Raw genomic sequence first — 16,533 nt, 5'->3', positions numbered from 1 at the left:
CGAAAAACAAGCGGGCGGGACCGCCGATGGAGCGGTCCCGCCCGATGTGCCTAGCGCGGTTCGGGTGCGGTGGTGGCAGCGTAGTAGCGCTGGCGGGCGCGGCCTTCGAGGTGCTTGGCGGTACCTTCCTGGCTGCCCGGGCGCTGGGAGGTCATCGGCACTCCGACGTCCCAGAAAGCGCCGTTGCCGGACAGGTACCGGTACTGCTCGACGTGGGCGACGATCACGGCGGGCCCCTCAGCGGCACGGGCCTCGGCGAGGGCGCCCTCAAACTCCTCGATGGTGGTTGTTGACCACGCGGCGCAGCCCATGCTGGCCGCGTTGGCAGCGATGTCGAACTCCAGGACCGGCCCGTCAAGGCGTCCGGACCCGGCGTTGCGCTCCTTGTACTGCGTACCGAATTCACGGCCCGGGCCGCCCTTGGCGACCTGAAGCGGCCAGATGCATTGGTGGCCACGGTTGTCGACCACGATCGTGATGATCTTCTGGCGCTCCTGCACTGCGGTTACCAGTTCAGTGGGCTGCATGAAGTACGTGCCGTCACCGATGAGGACATAGACCTCACCGGGCTCGCCGTCGCGGGCGATTCGGTAGCCCAGTCCTGCGGGTATCTCATGGCCCATGCAGGAGTTGGCGTATTCGAAGTGGATTTCGGTGCCGTTTGAAGGATCCCAGGCTTTGTGGATGCCCTCCACCACGCCACCGGAGCCCAGGATCAGCGCGTCCTCGCCCGTGGTGGTCCTGTTCAAGGCGTCGATGACCTGCGCCTGGCTCATCTTCTCGCCCGGGAAGGCCTCCAGGTCGTGGTTGCGCACTTCCAGCGTGGCCTTGCGTGCATCGGCAATGTCGCTCCTGAATCCCGCCGATGTTGAATAGCCGACGGCGGAAAGGCGTTCCCGGAGGGCCGCGAGGTTCAGCCTGGCATCACCGATGACGGGGAATGATCCCATCTTGTGGGCGTCGAACGCACCAACGTTGAGGTTGACGAATTTCACGTCAGGGTTCTGGAAGAGGGAGTGCGAGGCCGTGATGAAGTCCTGCAGGCGCGAACCCACCGTAATCACGACGTCCGCGGCGTCGGCGATCTCGTTGGCACCCACTGTGCCGGTCACGCCCAGCGCACCAAGGTTCAAGTCGGTGACGGGGCCGCTGCCCTTACCGGCGTACGTTTCCGAGACAGGGATGCCGAATTCGGCGCTGAAACGCGCCAGTTCTTCCTGTGCTTTGGAGTAGCGGACTCCACCACCGGCGATCAGCAGCGGACGCCGGGCGTTACGGATGATCCCGGCGGCGTCACGAAGTTCGTCCTCAACTGCCGGGCGCCGGCGAATGTGCCAGACGCGGGGGGTGAAGAAGGTCTCCGGGAAGTCGAACTCGGCACCCTGGATGTCCTGCGGCAGGCATACTACGACCGCACCGGCTTCCACCGGGTCGGTAAGGACGCGCATGGCCTCCGGAAGGGTGGACAGCAGCTGGGCCGGGTGGGTGATCCGGTCAAAGTAGCGGCTGACCGGACGGAAGCAGTCGTTGGCGGAGACATCGCGCTCCACCGGGTGCTCGATCTGCTGCAGCACGGGATCGCCGAAGCGGTTGTTGATGATGTCCGCGGGGAACAACAGCACCGGGAGGCGGTTGGTCGTGGCGGTTGCAGCACCGGTGACCATGTTGGTGGAACCAGGGCCGGCGGAGGCCGTGCAAGCCAGCGTGGCGGCACGGTTGGACGCCTTGGCAAAGCCGATGGCTGCGTGAACTGCGGACTGTTCGTTCTTGGCCTGATAGTAGGTGAAGTCGGAACCGTATTCGTCGATGCCCTGGGCCAGGCCGACGGAGTTGCCGTGGCCGAAGATGCCGTACATGCCGGGAACCAGTCGGCGCTTCTCACCGTCCAGTTCGCTGTACTGGACCTGCAAATACTCAACGATTGCTTGTGCGACGGTGCGGCGGCGGACGGCCTTTTTGTCGGCTGCGGTCTTGACGTCTGTGCCGATGTCAGCAGCGGCTGTGGTAGTCATGCGTTCTCCTAAATTCGTAGGTGCGTCGGCATTTGCAAACCGATTCGCCCGAACCTCAGGTTTTCACTGCGGGAAAGCAACGTTGTGTCCCACTTTGGGACGCAGCCCCCTACTGCCCCGGACACGCAAAACAGCGGTCGACGGCGGCACGCGAGTACCGCCGACGGCCGCTGTTTTGCCTGGCCTCTAGTCGAACCGGTAGGGCTCCTGCGGGCCAACCGAGGGCAGCGGCCGGGGCCGCACGCAGGTGCTCTCGATATCTATGTGCTTGCCCTGCTCCGAGGAGGCTTCAAAGGCCAAGAGCACTTCCAGGACGTGGTAGGCGAAGTCGCCGCCCGTCCGGGGTTCCACGCCGTTGCGGATGGCGTAGCCGAATTCTGCCAGCCCGATGCCGCGGTAGGCATCGTCACGGTGGGTGATGGGCGTTTCGCGCCAGTCACCACCGCCGGGAGGCGTCATGTCCAGCGCGAGATCCCCCGGCTCGCCGCGGCGCAGCACGGGAGCCCCGGAGAAGTGGTCCGGGTTCGGCGCTGCCAGCGAGCCGCCGGTGCCGTAGACCTCCAGATGCGGCAGGTTGTGGTTCCAGATGTCCCAGCTGACGATCACGGTGGCGGCAGCGCCGGACTCGAAGTCAATGGTTCCCGTGACGTGGGTCGGGGTCTGGATCCGGATGACTTCCTCTTCCTTGCCCGGACGGGGACGCGTCCCGGACGAACGCGGCGTGGTCGCGGAGACGCGCGACACAGGGCCGAAGAAGTTCACCAGGTTGGTGATCAGGTACGGTCCGATGTCCAGCATGGGGCCGGCTCCGGGGCTGTAGAAGGGGTCGACGTTCGGGTGCCAGTGCTCGTAGCCGCGGCAGGCGAAGGACGCGAAGGCTGCCACCGGCGTGCCGATCCAGCCGTCGTCGATCAGCTTGCGGCTGGTCTGCATCCCGGAGCCCAGGAACGTGGTGGGTGCGGAACCCACCTTGACCCCGGCTTCCCGTGCTGCAGCCAGGATCTGTTTTGCTTCCTCAAGGGACGTTGCGAAGGGTTTCTCGGAGAGGACGTGCTTGCCGGCCGCGATCGCTTGGAGCGTGACGGGCGCATGAAGCTTGGGCGGCGTGAGGTTGAGGACAAGTTCCACCTCCTCATCGGCCAGCAACTCGTCGGGAGTGAGGGCCTTGGGGACATCGTATTCGGCAGCGCGCTTCCTGACCGCCTCGGCGTTCACGTCCGCGAGTGCCACGACGGCGACGTCGGGGTGGACGCCGATCTTGTCAAGGTACTGGTTGAGGACGTTTCCGACGCCGATGATGCCGACTCGAATGGGTTCCATGTGAATCTCCGTTAGTGCTTGTTGGAACATCCCGGGGCGAGGATACCCCGCCCCGGGACGTGTGGCTATAGCGCTGTGGCCGGTGGCCGGGTGGGTGGCTAAACGGCCAGGCGCCCCTGGCGTGCCTTGGCCGTGGCGGCCTCGTCCACGGCCCCGCCTGTGATGACCACGCCGTAATCGGCTGCTGCAGCGTCGAGCGTGATCCGGGATTCGCGGTAGTCGTCGAGGACTGCCAGGACGTCGCGCTCCAGCGGGTCGCCGTAGCCGCCACCGCCGGGGGTGATGGACACGACTTTCTCGCCCGACTGCAGGTCGTAGCGGCCCACCACGGGGATCTCCCGGCGTTCGCCGGTCTTGAGGTCTTCCACCCAGGCGGAGGGCCCGGCGCCGTCGTGGCCGCCGCGGACGCCCTTCGGCGGGTTGATCTTGCCTTCGATGCCGTAAGTGAGGGTGACGCTTTCACCGCGGGGTTCCATGGTGACGCGGGTTGCCAGGCCGCCGCGCTGGCGGCCGGCTCCTCCGGAGTCTGCGACCAGTGTGCGTTCGTGGACGAGGATCGGGTAGCGCTGCTCGTCCACTTCCACGCTGTCGTGGTAGAGGAGGGCCCCGCAGACGGGACGCTGGTAGGTGGGCCAGCCGTCAACGTACGGGGTGGCCGGACCGCCGACGCCGCCTACCAGGATCTGGTTCACGTAGGCGTTGCCGTTGCGTTCGTCCGTTCCGGAGATCACCGACTTGGCCGGCGCTTGACCGGCAGCACCTTCGGCAGTTCCGTAGCCGTCGTCGATCTGGGAGAAGGCGGCCTGGACGATGTTGACGACGCGGTCTGCCAGGTTGGTGGTGCCTGAGGAGCAGGAGTAGGGGTGCTTGGGAACTCCGACGGCGCAGCCGTCGCGCAGCAGCACCTCAACGCGGCGGAAAGTTCCGGCGTTGCTCGGCAGGTTTTCCGGGATGCCGGAAAGAATGCCGGCCAGTGCCGCACCGGTTGCCGTTGCCTTGGTCAGGTTCAGGCCGTTGGGCAGGTTGTCCGGGTTGTTGCGCAGGTCGATCACGACTTTGCCCTGCTTGGGCTTGACCTCCAGGGTTGCCTGGAGCTGCACACCGCCAGGGCCTGTGCCGGGGAAAGGATCGTGGGCGGAGGTGCCGTGGAGGATGTACTCGGGCAGCTTCTCGATCGCGCTGGCGGTCAGCCGCTCGGAGTAGTCGAACCAGGCATCCACGAAGTCCACCAGGTCATCCACGCCGAACTTCTCAGCGAGTTCGTGAATGCGGCGTTCGGCAATACGCGAGGCGCCGACGGACGCCAGGTAGTCGCCGTACCACTGGTCGGGAACACGGATGCGGGAGCGGCACATGCGGATGATGTCGTCGATGTCCGTGTAGTCGCGTTGGATCCGCACGCAGGGGAAGATCAACGCGCCTTCCTCGTACACGTCCCGCGCGGTGGCGAAGAACGTGGTGGGAAGCGAGTTGCCGCAGTCGGCCTGGTGGGCCTTGGTCACGGCGGTGAAGAGGTGGCGGCCCTGGATGAAGATGGGCACCAGGATCACGTGGTCGGCTGCGTGGGAGTTACCCATGTAGGGGTCGTTGTGCAGGAACGCGTCGCCTTCGCGGATGTCCTTGTGCAGTTCAACCATGTCCTCGCCCAGCGGGCCGGCACCGAAGACGTGCACCGGCACGCCTTCGGCTGCGGCGAGCAGCTGGTTGTCCGCGGTCAGCACGGCGCAGGAGAAGTCGCGGGCCGTGTTGATGACCGAAGAGCGGGCGGAGCGGAGCAGGCCGCTGGTCATCTCGCGGACAATGCCGTCGAATGCGTTGGCAAGGACCGAGAGCTTTACGGGATCGAATTCGCGGGTCACGGTTACGCCTCCTTACGGGTGAGGTAGATGTTGGATCGTTCATCGAGCGTCGCGTCCCATTCCGGCGGTACGACGATGGTGGTGGTGGGCTGGTCGATGACGGCCGGTCCCACGATCTTGTCGCGGGGAGCGAGTGTCACGCCGCGGTAGCGCTGGGTGCTGAAGGGTTCGCCGCCAAAGACGATGTCATCCGTACGGTGGATTTCCGCGGTGCGGCTGAGTTCGCCTTCGGACTTGGTGTGCTCCGGACGCGGGATTTCCACGCGGACGCCCCAGGTGATGATCTCCACGCGGCTGTCCGGATCGTGGGTGCCGTTGCGGCGGTCGTGCTCTTCGTGGAAGGCGCGCTCGATGATGCCTGCCGCATCGCCGGAGGTGTCCGGGGCGGCGTCGAGGTAGACGCGGAGGTCCCAGGCCTGGCCGGGGTACCGGGCATCCACGAAGTAGGTGACCTTGGGCGCTTCGCCTACGCCGTCGAAGCGCTTCACAAAGAGCTCAGCCTTGGCTGTCAGATCCTCCACAGCGCGGGAGGCCGAACCGGCGTCGAAACTGCGGGTGTCGTTGTGCAGCGGGGAGAGGAACTCGGTGGCGATCGGGGCGCGGTGGGCGCCGTAGGCGGCGAGGACGCCGGCGGTTGCCGGGACAAGGACGGTGCCCGCTTCCAGGAGCCTGCCGATGATCGCGGCGACCATGGCGCCTGCGCCACCGCCGGCAACAATGAGCGCACCACGGGGGTCAACGCCCTGTTCGAGGGCAGACTGCCGGATGGCTGTGGCCATGTGGTTGGCGGAGACATCAAGGATCGCTTGGGCGGCCTGCAGCGTGTCCATCTGCAATGGACCGGCGATGCGGGTGTCGATTGCCTTGATGGCAGCTTCACGGTCGAGGGTGAAGCCACCCTCGAAACCGTCGGCGTCGAGGTAGCCCAGTGCCACGCACGCATCGGTGACGGTCGGTTCTTCACCGCCGCGGCCGTAGGCTGCGGGGCCGGGCGTGCTTCGCGCGCTTTGCGGTCCTACGCGGAGGAGGCCGCCGCCGTCGATCCATGCGATGCTGCCGCCGCCGGCGCCGATGCTGGACACAGCAACGGACGACAGGCCTGTGAGGTGGCCGACGAAGGGTTCGCCCAGCCATGCCTCGCGGGTGTGGCGAACCACGCCTTCCTCCACCAGGGAGACGTCGAAGGTGGTGCCGCCCATGTCGCAAACCACCACGGTGTCGCGGTCCGGGGCCGCCGCGGCCCCCACCAGAGGCGCCATGGACGGGCCGGAGTTCAGCAGCAGGACCGGACGGTCAAGAACATCCGCGACGTCGAGGACAGCGCCCTCGGAGGTGACCACCAGCAGATCGCCTGCAAAACCGTATTCCTGCAGGTCTGCGCGCAACTTGCCCAAATGGTCGGCCATCAACGGTTTCAGGGAGGCGTCGATCGAGGCTGCCGAGGAGCGGCGGTATTCGCGGATGGTGGGGTTGGCCTCGTTGGAGAGCGTGTAGGGAACCCCGGGAAGGATCTCGTGGATCAGTTCGGCCACGCGCTTTTCGTGGACGTCGTTGATGATCGACCACAGGAAGGAGACGGCGACGGCCTCGATCCCTTGTTCCTTGAAGGAAGCGAGGGCCTCGCGGACCTGCTCCTCGTCCAAGGGCACCAGGACGTCGCCCTCGGCGGAGATTCGTTCGGTAATTTCGAAGGTCAGGTGGCGGGGAATGTACGGCGGCGGGTAGGCAGCCTTGGAATCGAAGGCATCACGACGGCCACCTTCGCGGAGCAACAGGGTGTCTGCGAAACCGTCCGTGGTCAGCAGCGCAGTCTTGGCGACCTTGCCGGTGAGCACTGCGTTGGTGGCGTGGGTGGTGCCGTAGACAATCACGTCTGCGTTGCGGAGCACATCGTCGCCGCTCCAGCCAACGGATTCCGCCGCCCGGCGAACCGAGGCTTCGAAGCCGGTGAACACGCGGTCGTAGGTGGTCAGCGCCTTGCCGACGGCCATGTCACCGCTGTTGGAACCGACAACCACGTCGGTAAAGGTACCGCCGGTGTCGACGGCGATCCGATACCTGGCCTCGCCTGGTTGTGTTTGTACATCACTCATGGTCTTCATAACTTTCGTAGAGTTTGCAGGGGTTAGGGCTGGGGCTTGCCGACGGTGTTTCGGAGCAGTCCCACGTTCTCGATGTCGATTTCCACCGTGTCTCCCGGTTCCAGCCAGACAGGCGGGTTCCGCTTGGCACCGATGCCCTGCGGAGTTCCCGTGGCAATGACGTCGCCCGGTTCCAGGGTGAGGAAACCAGAGAGATAGGAGACGATCCGCGCGATCGGGAAGATCTGGTAGCGGGTATTGGAGCGCTGCACTTCGATGCCGTTGACGCGGGTAGCGAGGTCCAGGTTTTGCGGATCGCCCACTTCGTCCAGGGTGACCAGTGCAGGACCCCACGGGGTTGACCCGTCAATGGCCTTGCCTGCCAGCCACTGCGTGCCGCGGTATTGCAGGTCCCGGGCGGTGACATCGTTCAGCGGGGCCACTGCGGCTACGTAGCCGAGTGCTTCTTCTTCGGAAACTTCGCTGGCCCTGCGACCGATCACCACGGCGAGCTCACCTTCAAAATCGAGGTTTTCGCTGACCCTGGCGCCGCCGATGTCGTCGTCGGGCCCCACCATGGTGGACGCGAACTTGGCGAAAACGTCCGGGTACTCGGGGAACGCACGGCCGGTCTCTGCGACGTGGTCCTTGTAGTTCAGTCCGATGCACAGCACCTTGGAGGGGTCCGGTACGGGTGTGGTCAGGCGTACATCGGCCCTGGCCCCCACATGGGCTTCCGGGTCGTGGCCGGCCAGGGCGCTGACTTCGGCTGACACGGCCTCGAGCCGGTCGCCATACAGTTCCAGAAATTCCCGGACGGACGTGGTGGCTCCGTGCACTGCCTGGCCGGAACCCTGCAGGAGCAGCTCCAGGTCGTAGACGGTGTCCTCGATCAGCACACCGCCGCGGATGCCGGATTCGTGTTCATAGGAAACGATCTTCATGGCTACTTGGCACCTTCCGTCGCGGGAGCCTGCGAGGCCACAGCCAGGACGGCGGCGGCCAGGCGGTCTGCGATGTCGGCCACCACTTTCTCGTCCATAGGCGTGGACAGGGACAGCAGGTTGGCCGGGGAACCGAGCAGTCCGCGCTCGTAGGAGGCCCACCACAGGCTGTGCTGGGTGTGTTCGTCCACCTTCTCCGCGCCGGCCGGAACCGCGCGGAGGAGTGAGCCACGGCCACGGATCTCCCAACCGGCGTCGGCCACACGGGAGTTCACCGTTTCGCGGGCGGTGTCGCCCAACTGGTTCAGGCGCTTGACTTCATCCTGGGTATAGAGGCGAAGGGCAACGGCACCGGCGGCCATGCTGACCGGGTTGCCGGAGAATGTACCTCCGTGCGGCAGGCTCCCGGGACGGGTCGGGTCAACCTCCGCCATGAGCCCGGCCTTGCCGCAAACAGCACCGACCGGGAAGCCTCCGCCGATGAGCTTTCCCGTGGTCAGCAAGTCCGGAGTAACCCCGTACTCGCCGCTGAAGCCGTTGTAGCCAAGGCGGAGGCTGATGACCTCGTCGATGATCAGGACGAGGCCGTAGCGGGTAGCCAGTTCCCGGGCGGTGCGGACGAATTCCTGGTTGATCGTCAGGAGCCCGGCCCGGTTCGGCAAGAGATCCAGGATGATGGCGGCGTATGCGTCCGGAGCGGATTCAACCGCCTGACGCAGGAATTCGACGTCGTTCAGCGGCACCGCAGTGACGTCGTCGATCACCCCGCGGGTGACACCGCGCTGGTAGGAAGGACCGCCGGGAACCAGGGCAACCTCGGAGGTGCCGTGGTAACCGCCCTTGGTAACGATGACCTTTTCGCGTCCGGTGCTGGCCCTAGCAATACGGATGGCCGACATGACGGCCTCGGTACCGGAGTTCGCGAACCGCACCTGGTCCAGTTCCGGCAGGCGGCCCAGCAACAGTTCCGCCAGTTCCCATTCGTAAAGGTTGGGGATCCCCCAGCTGGCGCCGCTGGAGAGGGCCTTGGTGGCGGCCTCGGTGATGTCGGGGTGGGCGTTGCCGTGGATCAGCGACGTGAAGTTGTTGTTTGCATCGATCAGCTCGCGGCCGCGGTCATCCCACACCCGGTAGCCCTCACCCTTGATCGCGTAGGGGCTCGGAGCGCCGGTGTAATAGGTTGAGCGCCCGTAACCGCCCGGCAAGAGCGGGAAGCCCCGCGGTCCCCGGCGCAGGTGCGGGTCCTCGACCGGGTTCTGCACCTCAAGCGTTTGTTCCAGATGGTTGGTGGTTGCCAATTCAGGTTTCTCCAGTCTTTTCAGTTCACAAGTCTTTTCAGCTCACGGGACATATCAGTTCACGAGGTCAATGAGGGGCTGGCCCGTCAGCGCAAGGCGGACCCGTTCCACGGCACCGTCCTGCAGGGCCCCCGTGGACCGGTTTGAACGCCAGGCGATGTGCGGCGTGAGGATAGCGTTGGGCGCAGAACGAAGCGGGTGGTCCGCGCCGAGGGGCTCCTGGGCGAACGTGTCGATGCCGGCGCCGGCGATATGCCCCGAGGACAACGCCCCGGCCAATGCGACTTCATCGATGAGGCCACCGCGGGACACGTTGACGATCACAGTGCCTTTGCGCATCGCGGCGAGGACGTCCGTGGAGATGAGGTTCGCGGTGTCCTCATTCAGCGGCAGATGGAGGGAGACGACGTCGGAATTCCCAAGGATGGTTTCCAGTCCGGCCATGTCCACGAAGCTGTCCGTAACGAACGGATCGTACGCGCGGACCCGGGCCCCTACAGCTGCGTACATGCGGGCAACGTGCTGCCCGATGCGGCCCATGCCCAGGACACCGACTTCAAGCTCGGACAGCACGGGGGTGTCGTATCCGATGGTGCCGGCCCAGCCGAGGTTGTTGATCGCCGCGTTCCCGGCTGGCAGGCGACGAGCCAGTGCCAGGCCCATGGCGAAGGCGTGGGAGGCAACTTCTTCCGAGGCCGTACCGGGGACGATGGAGACCGGGATGCCCGCCTCGGTTGCTGCGGCAACGTCGATGTTGTCGTAGCCGATTCCGTAGCGGATGACTGCCCGGCATTTGGTCATCGAAGGGAAGTCCGAGGCAGTGAGCTTGGCGTAGGGGGTGATCATCACGATGTCGGCTTCGGGCAGGGCCTCACGGAAGGCTTCGGTGTCTGCCGCCGGCTTGAGTGTGTAACCGAACTCCGCCGCGAGCGCTTGCTCGCGGTCCAGGTCCGGGAAATGGTGGGGGGCCACAAGAATGGTTCCCTGGGCATCGCGGGTCATAGTGTGTTCGTCCTGTTCGTCGTCGTACCCTCGGTCGCTGCCGGCCACTCCTTGGGGCGGCCGGCGTCGGGTGATTTCCAGTACAACGCGGGAACAAGGCGCCGATCCGTACCAGATCGAGACACCGCCGTGGGACACGTGTCCCAGGGCCAGGCTTCCGCACGTGCAGGAGCCGGCCATCGCGAGGATGGCCGGCCGGTTCAAGCAGGGCTGGTTGTTATCCCGTCCAGGGATCAGAGGTCGAAACCGCGGCTGCGGAAGTAGTCCATGCGGCGATAGAGGGTGGAGCGTCCGATCTGCAGGGTTTCGGCGGCAAGGCTGCGGTTGCCCTTTGCTTCCTGGAGCGCCGTTCGCAGTTCGCTGAGCTCCGCATCCTCAAGGCGGGAGAGCCGGCCCTTCGTCAGGATGCGGTGGAATCCCTGTGGCAGGTCGTCAGCTGTGACCTCGGCGCCTTCGGCCCGTTCAACGGCATTGGAGACGACGGCCCGCAGTTGATCGATGTTCCGGGGCCAGTCAGCATGCGTGAGGGTGGTGATCAGCCTGCGGGACAGCCGCCTCTCCCCCAGTTCCTCGGCGATGGCGTTGGCGAGGTGGGGGATGTCTTCGCGCCTGTTGCGCAGGGGCGCCACGGAGATCTCAAGAACGTCGAAGGCCTCCGAGAGCAGGAGCGTGGCATCCGTGGGACGCGTGATGGTGAAGATCAGTTTGGTGTTGGAGTTAGCCCGCAGATGGTGTGCAACCTCCGTTGCTTCGTTCTGCGACAGTTCATCGGCGTGCTCCACGATCAGCGTGGCCGGAAGTTCGGTAGCTACCCGGTGCAGGACGTCCCTCAGGTTGGGGTTCCTCAGGTCTCCGCCGCGGGCATCGACCACCATCTGGCCGCCGCGTAATGATGCGATGGCGTTGGCCAGGCGTAGTTTTCCGCTGCCCAGCTCACCGATCAGGACCACCGAACGGTCTTGGTCCACCGCTTTCCGGGCAAGGTTGAGCGTGCGCTTGAATTCCGTACTCGTGCCGTTAAGGTGCTTCAGGAGCCTTTCAGCTGTGGGCTGCGGCGGTGCTTCCAATGTCAGGGCGCCCCTCGCGGCGCCTGCCCGTTGTTCCTTGCCGGGTGCATGCGGGCGGACCACGACTATTGCTCCCACGTTGGCCGCGGACAGGGTCACGGGAGAGATCTCCAGGGTGGACACCCCAGGGCCTTGAAGCATCACTTCGCAGTTCATGTCACGTCCGGAGGACATGACTGCCTTGGCGTAGCCGGAAATAATCGAGAAATCGTTGTCTGCCAGGGTGGCGGTGGCGGCGGCATTCTGCAGGGAATTCTTGCCGTCGACTGCTATCACAGGCCGGTTCCCCCGGCGCCGTGAGACCCTCAGATACTCACTCAGGAGCGCCCTTTCCTTGGACGAGGTCCGCACTTCGATGTCCCGCTCGATCCGCGAGGCAACACCCTCAAGCATCAGCAGCGTAGAGGACGGCTCCAGGCTGGGTACCCGGTTGGCGGGGAGGGTGAGGCCTATGACTGCCCGTACACGGTTGTGGAAAGGATCCCGCACCAAGGAGGCGAAGCACCAGTTTCCGCGCATGTCCTCCCGGAAGTGTTCCTCCGGGGCCAACCAGACACCACGGCCCTCCTCCAAAGCCAGTCCTTCACCGTTGCTGCCGCAGCTTTCCTCCAGCAGGGAATAGCCGGCCGGGAAACCATCGTCACGCAGGAAGTCCGCTTTGACCAGGACCCCGTTGGGGGCCGTGATGTTGACGTAGCCGCCCAGATCGGCTGCCACTTCATCGAGTTTTTGCAGGTGCGGGCCCGCCGCCGCGATGGTGTACTCGTCAACGCGCCCTTCGTCATAGAACCCGCGGTCGGCAAAGGCATCCACTCCCGCAGCACGGCTGCGGTACCAGGACCGGGCCACGATCGGGCGGATGCCGCTCAGGTCGGCATGGGGTTGCATGAGGAACAGTTCACGGACTCGGTTCGTCTCGTGAGGGGTCTCCAACGGCCAAGGGGTCAAAAGTTCAGCAGACATCGGGGCAGATCTCTTTCAGGTAAGCGTGTCAGGGAGCCAGTGCCGGGCCGGACTCGCCGGGACTGGTCTTCCGCGGGCGCCATTTAGGCAGTTTCGGACGGAAGACGCGCTCCGCGCTCCAGTCCTCGTTCCGGTACGCCTCATCCTCGATCGCACGTGCGCCGATATACGCGGCAACCATGCCGGAAAGCCCGCTGCCGAACATGTTGGTGGTGTTGTGAGCGGCCCCCACGCTCGAGTTTTCAGTGACCATGGTTCGCTCCACTCCGCCGCTTTCACAGTAACGGGACATGTGTCCCGCGCCACTTTCAGCTTACCTAACTAACAGACGTTAGGGAACATCTTTTGATAAGATTTTGCTAACGAACGGATGTTAGGATTGCGCACCATGAGCGATACCTCCTACGAAGTAGCCTGTAAGGCCTTCAAGACCCGCCTGGAAGAGTGGAACTGGGCAGGCCAGAAAGCCGGGCGGCAGAACATTCTGGAAGCGTTCCTGAAACTCGCCATAGCCCACGGCTTCAATTCGGTGTCCATGCGGACCATCGCCAACGCCGTCAACGTCAAACCGCCCAGCCTCTACTCGCATTTCCCCGAAGGCAGGGACGAGATTGTTGCCGAGTCTCTCCGCTGGCATTTTCATCGCTTTGGCGTAGCACTACTCGAAGCCGTGGACCCCGCAAAAACAGCGGACGAATTCTGGGATGCCATGGTCAGCCTTCACTTCACGCGGCAGGTCAGGCTCCCCGAGAGCAATCTCTGGGACCTGCTGGTGGCAACCGACAGGATGGCGAATATCCTGCCCACGGAATTGCGCGCCCAGGTCGATGACTGGCTCTCACTCCATGAGGAGATGTATGTCGCCGCAGCACGCGACATGGGATGTGAGGACGCCGGGGAGCACGTGAGGGTGGTGATGACGTTGCTCGAAGGGGCCACCCGCTGGACACCTGCCGACTGCGGAGACGCCGAACTCGAAAAGATGGCGGACCGTGCCGTGACGTTGTCGCGGGCGATTCTCGCGGTCAAGTTTCCGGACTGACTTCGCCTCCCTTCCGCTGCCTAGCCGGTTTCGCGACCCTCACGTGGTTCATCCGCGGCGTCCGGCCCAATCCCTTGCGTCCTCTCCAACAAAGTCCTCACGCCCTGCAGCATCTCAAGCTGTTGGCGATTGAGGGCCATGAGCCGTTCTATCTCGATCTTGGCTTGGACATCCGTTTCGAAATCATGCAAGGCCATCGCGGCGGCTATGGCATCCTGGCGCTTGGCTGCGATCAGGAGGATGGCCCCTTGCAGGCCGGCCAGCATGGACAGGAACAGGTTGAGCAGGATGAAGGGGTAAGGATCCCATGCCCGGGTTGCGAGCAGGAAGGTGTTGACCGCGGCCCAGGCGGCCATGAACAGGATGAACAACCCAACGAACGTCCAGCTGCCCATACCGTTCCGGAGGATGTCTGCGGCCCGTTCGCCCCGGGTCAGTCCTGCTTTATGTTCCCCATGCCACGTGATCCGGTGATCAGTCATGCGCACAGCTTAGGCTTTGTGCCTGCAGCCTGGAACGATGACGGGGGCCCTGTCCCGCCGAACGCCCTAGTTGGCCGGATCGGTCCAGGCCCAGTCCTTCACCTCCGGCATGTCCTCGAAATGCTCCCGGATGTAGGTTGTGTGCGCCCGCAGCATGGACTCGCAGTACCCCAGCAAGTCCTCCGCCCCCGCAAGGTTCCGCGGTGTGCGGCGCAGCGCTTCCATCACCAGGTGGTACCGGCTGACTTTGTTCAACACCACCATGTCGAACGGCGTGGTGGTTGTTCCTTGTTCGTTGTAGCCGCGCACATGGAAACGTTCCGGCCGGGTTCGCCCGTGGAGCAGCTGATGCAGCGCCCGTGCATAGCCGTGCCACGCCATCACCACATCCACGTCCGAGGTAAACAGGTCTTCGAACGCATCCTGTGACAAACCGTGTGGATGGACATCCGGCGGAGTCAGCGCCATGGCATCAATGACATTGACCACCCGGAGGCGAAGCTCCGGAACATGGCGCCGGATCAGCCAGGCGGCTGCCAGCGCCTCTTGCGTGGGCACGTCACCGGCGCAGGCAAGTACGACGTCGGGACGGTGACCATCCGCGGCAGGCGTATCTGATTCGTTTCCCGCCCAGTCCCACACAGATGCACCAGCTGCCGCGTGCTTGCGGGCTTCCTCCAGGGACAGGTACTGCGGGTGCTCCTGTTTATCGATGACCACCAGGTTGACGTAGTCCTTGCTCTTGAGCACATGCTCACCAACGGCCAAGAGGCTGTTGGCGTCCGGGGGCAGGTACACGCGCACCACCGAGCCGGACAACGACAATACCGAGTCGATGAGCCCCGGCCCCTGATGGCTGAAACCGTTGTGGTCGTTCCGCCAGCACGTGGAGGTGAGCAGGATGTTGAGGCTGGGAACCGGCGCCCGCCACGGAAGGTCACGGGAGTGCTGAAGCCACTTGGCATGCTGGATGGTCATGGAGGCGCTGACCATCGCGAACGCCTCGTAACTGGCAAACAGGCCGTACCTGCCGGTCAGGAGGTACCCTTCCAGCCACCCTTGGCAGAGATGCTCCGAGAGGACTTCCATGACCCTCCCGTCCGCCGAGACGTGCTCCAGTGTCCCGGCCTCCTGTTCCGGCACCACAAGGCAACGGTCGGTGGCTTCGAACACTGCTCCGAGCCGGTTGCTGTTCGTCTCATCCGGGCAAAACAGCCGGAAGCGTGGATCATCGGCGGTCTGTAGATAGGTGTCCCGGAGTAACTCCCCGAACGGTGCGGTGCTGTGGACCTTCACCTGGCCACGGGGAATTGCGTCAACGGCGTACGGGCCCGCATCCGGCACCGGGAGTTCCCCGCCACCGATTCCCCGCGACGCCGGAAGCGCGCCCATCCGCAAAGGTGCATCAGGCAGCACTGCGGCGAGTTCGGCAACCAGCCTCCCGCCGTCGTCGAACAGCTTCTCCGGGCGGTAGGACCGCAACCAGGACTCCAGCTGGGCAAGGTGCCGGGGGTTTTCGCGAACGGTCGGGAGCGGTACCTGATGGGACCGGAAGGAGCCTTCGACTGGTTGGCCGTCCACTTCCCGCGGCCCTGTCCAGCCCTTGGGCGTCCGCAAGACGATCGCCGGCCAGCGCGCCGGGCCCGTCACCCCCTGTTCCCGGGCCTCGGCCTGGATCCCACGGATCCTTCCGTAGGCCCCGTCCATGGCCGCGGCCATCGAGCGGTGGACTGCGCCGGGATCGTCACCGGAGACCACCACCGGCTCCCACCCCTGGGCCCGAAGAAGCGCCGCGACCTCGGCATCCGTGCGGCAGCCGAGAACGGTGGGGCCTGAGATCTTGTATCCGTTCAGGTGGAGGATGGGCAGCACCGCCCCGTCCCTCGCCGCGTTCAGGAAGTTCGGCGCCTTCCACGAGGCCTCCAGGGGCCCGGTTTCCGCCTCGCCGTCTCCCACAACGCAGGCCGCAATCAGCTCCGGGTTGTCCATCACGGCGCCGGTGGCATGCATGAGCGAATATCCCAGCTCGCCGCCTTCGTGGATCGACCCCGGAGTAGCGGGACCAACGTGGCTTGAAATCCCGCCCGGGGTGGAAAACTGCCTCACCAGGCGCCGCAAGCCCTGAAGATCCTGCCCCACCTCCGGATAGACCTCGGAGTAGGTGCCCTCCAGATAGGTATTGGCCACGACGGCGGGACCTCCGTGACCGGGTCCGGTCACGAAAAGTACGTGGGCGCCGGTGCGCCGGATGACCCTGTTCAGGTGGGCGTAGATCAACGAGATCCCGGGACTGGTCCCCCAGTGGCCCAGCAGCCTGGGCTTGATGTGTCCGGGACGGAGCGGTTCGCGCAGGAGCGGGTTGTCCTGCAGGTAGATCTGGGCAACGGTGAGGTAGTTGGCCGCAGCCCAGTACCTGTTGAGCAGTTCCAAATCCTCTGCGGTATCCCTGGCGCTATCGACCAT

At 64.9% G+C, this 16,533-nt stretch carries 12 protein-coding genes; 1 reads left to right on the top strand and 11 read right to left on the bottom strand.

Annotated elements, in window-relative coordinates; all coding sequences use genetic code 11:
* Positions 1-50: 50 nt before the first annotated feature.
* The 9 genes from iolD to AUR_RS00225 form a co-directional block, all read right to left on the bottom strand.
* Positions 51-2,012 carry a 3D-(3,5/4)-trihydroxycyclohexane-1,2-dione acylhydrolase (decyclizing) gene (gene iolD, locus AUR_RS00265; protein WP_062096754.1) on the bottom strand — a complete coding sequence of 654 codons (1,962 nt, stop codon included), beginning with the start codon at positions 2,010-2,012 and terminating at the stop codon, positions 51-53.
* A 186-nt stretch (positions 2,013-2,198) separates the two neighbouring features.
* Complete coding sequence (locus AUR_RS00260) at positions 2,199-3,332, bottom strand: Gfo/Idh/MocA family protein (protein ID WP_241650826.1); 1,134 nt, start codon at positions 3,330-3,332, stop codon at positions 2,199-2,201.
* Positions 3,333-3,430: 98 nt separating this feature from the next.
* Positions 3,431-5,191, bottom strand: coding sequence for a hydantoinase B/oxoprolinase family protein (locus AUR_RS00255; protein WP_062096750.1), 1,761 nt, complete (start codon positions 5,189-5,191; stop codon positions 3,431-3,433).
* A gap of 2 nt (positions 5,192-5,193) precedes the next feature.
* Positions 5,194-7,284: a hydantoinase/oxoprolinase family protein gene (locus AUR_RS00250; RefSeq protein WP_062096748.1), complete on the bottom strand. Its 2,091-nt coding sequence runs from the start codon at positions 7,282-7,284 to the stop codon at positions 5,194-5,196.
* A gap of 32 nt (positions 7,285-7,316) precedes the next feature.
* Positions 7,317-8,216: a fumarylacetoacetate hydrolase family protein gene (locus tag AUR_RS00245; protein WP_128397013.1), complete on the bottom strand. Its 900-nt coding sequence runs from the start codon at positions 8,214-8,216 to the stop codon at positions 7,317-7,319.
* Between the two features lie 2 nt (positions 8,217-8,218).
* Positions 8,219-9,514 carry an aspartate aminotransferase family protein gene (locus AUR_RS00240; protein ID WP_206616209.1) on the bottom strand — a complete coding sequence of 432 codons (1,296 nt, stop codon included), beginning with the start codon at positions 9,512-9,514 and terminating at the stop codon, positions 8,219-8,221.
* Positions 9,515-9,568: 54 nt separating this feature from the next.
* Positions 9,569-10,720: a C-terminal binding protein gene (locus AUR_RS00235; RefSeq protein ID WP_225740033.1), complete on the bottom strand. Its 1,152-nt coding sequence runs from the start codon at positions 10,718-10,720 to the stop codon at positions 9,569-9,571.
* A 29-nt stretch (positions 10,721-10,749) separates the two neighbouring features.
* Positions 10,750-12,546 carry a sigma-54-dependent Fis family transcriptional regulator gene (locus AUR_RS00230; protein WP_062096744.1) on the bottom strand — a complete coding sequence of 599 codons (1,797 nt, stop codon included), beginning with the start codon at positions 12,544-12,546 and terminating at the stop codon, positions 10,750-10,752.
* A gap of 28 nt (positions 12,547-12,574) precedes the next feature.
* Positions 12,575-12,799, bottom strand: a complete 225-nt coding sequence (locus AUR_RS00225; protein ID WP_021472172.1) for a hypothetical protein — start codon at positions 12,797-12,799, stop codon at positions 12,575-12,577.
* Between the two features lie 135 nt (positions 12,800-12,934).
* Here AUR_RS00225 and AUR_RS00220 point away from each other — a divergent pair, with 135 nt between their 5' ends.
* Positions 12,935-13,588, top strand: coding sequence for a TetR/AcrR family transcriptional regulator (locus tag AUR_RS00220; protein ID WP_062096742.1), 654 nt, complete (start codon positions 12,935-12,937; stop codon positions 13,586-13,588).
* A 20-nt stretch (positions 13,589-13,608) separates the two neighbouring features.
* Here AUR_RS00220 and AUR_RS00215 read toward each other — a convergent pair whose 3' ends face one another.
* Entirely contained in the window at positions 13,609-14,070 is a 462-nt protein-coding gene (locus tag AUR_RS00215) for a DUF1003 domain-containing protein (protein ID WP_062096740.1), read from the bottom strand.
* Between the two features lie 66 nt (positions 14,071-14,136).
* Complete coding sequence (locus AUR_RS00210; RefSeq protein ID WP_062096738.1) at positions 14,137-16,533, bottom strand: phosphoketolase family protein; 2,397 nt, start codon at positions 16,531-16,533, stop codon at positions 14,137-14,139.

This window comes from Paenarthrobacter ureafaciens (genome assembly GCF_004028095.1).
GTDB classification, from domain to species: domain Bacteria; phylum Actinomycetota; class Actinomycetes; order Actinomycetales; family Micrococcaceae; genus Arthrobacter; species Arthrobacter ureafaciens.
The sequence above is the reverse complement of the archived record's forward strand: the minus strand, read 5'-3'. Positions and strand labels throughout refer to the sequence as shown.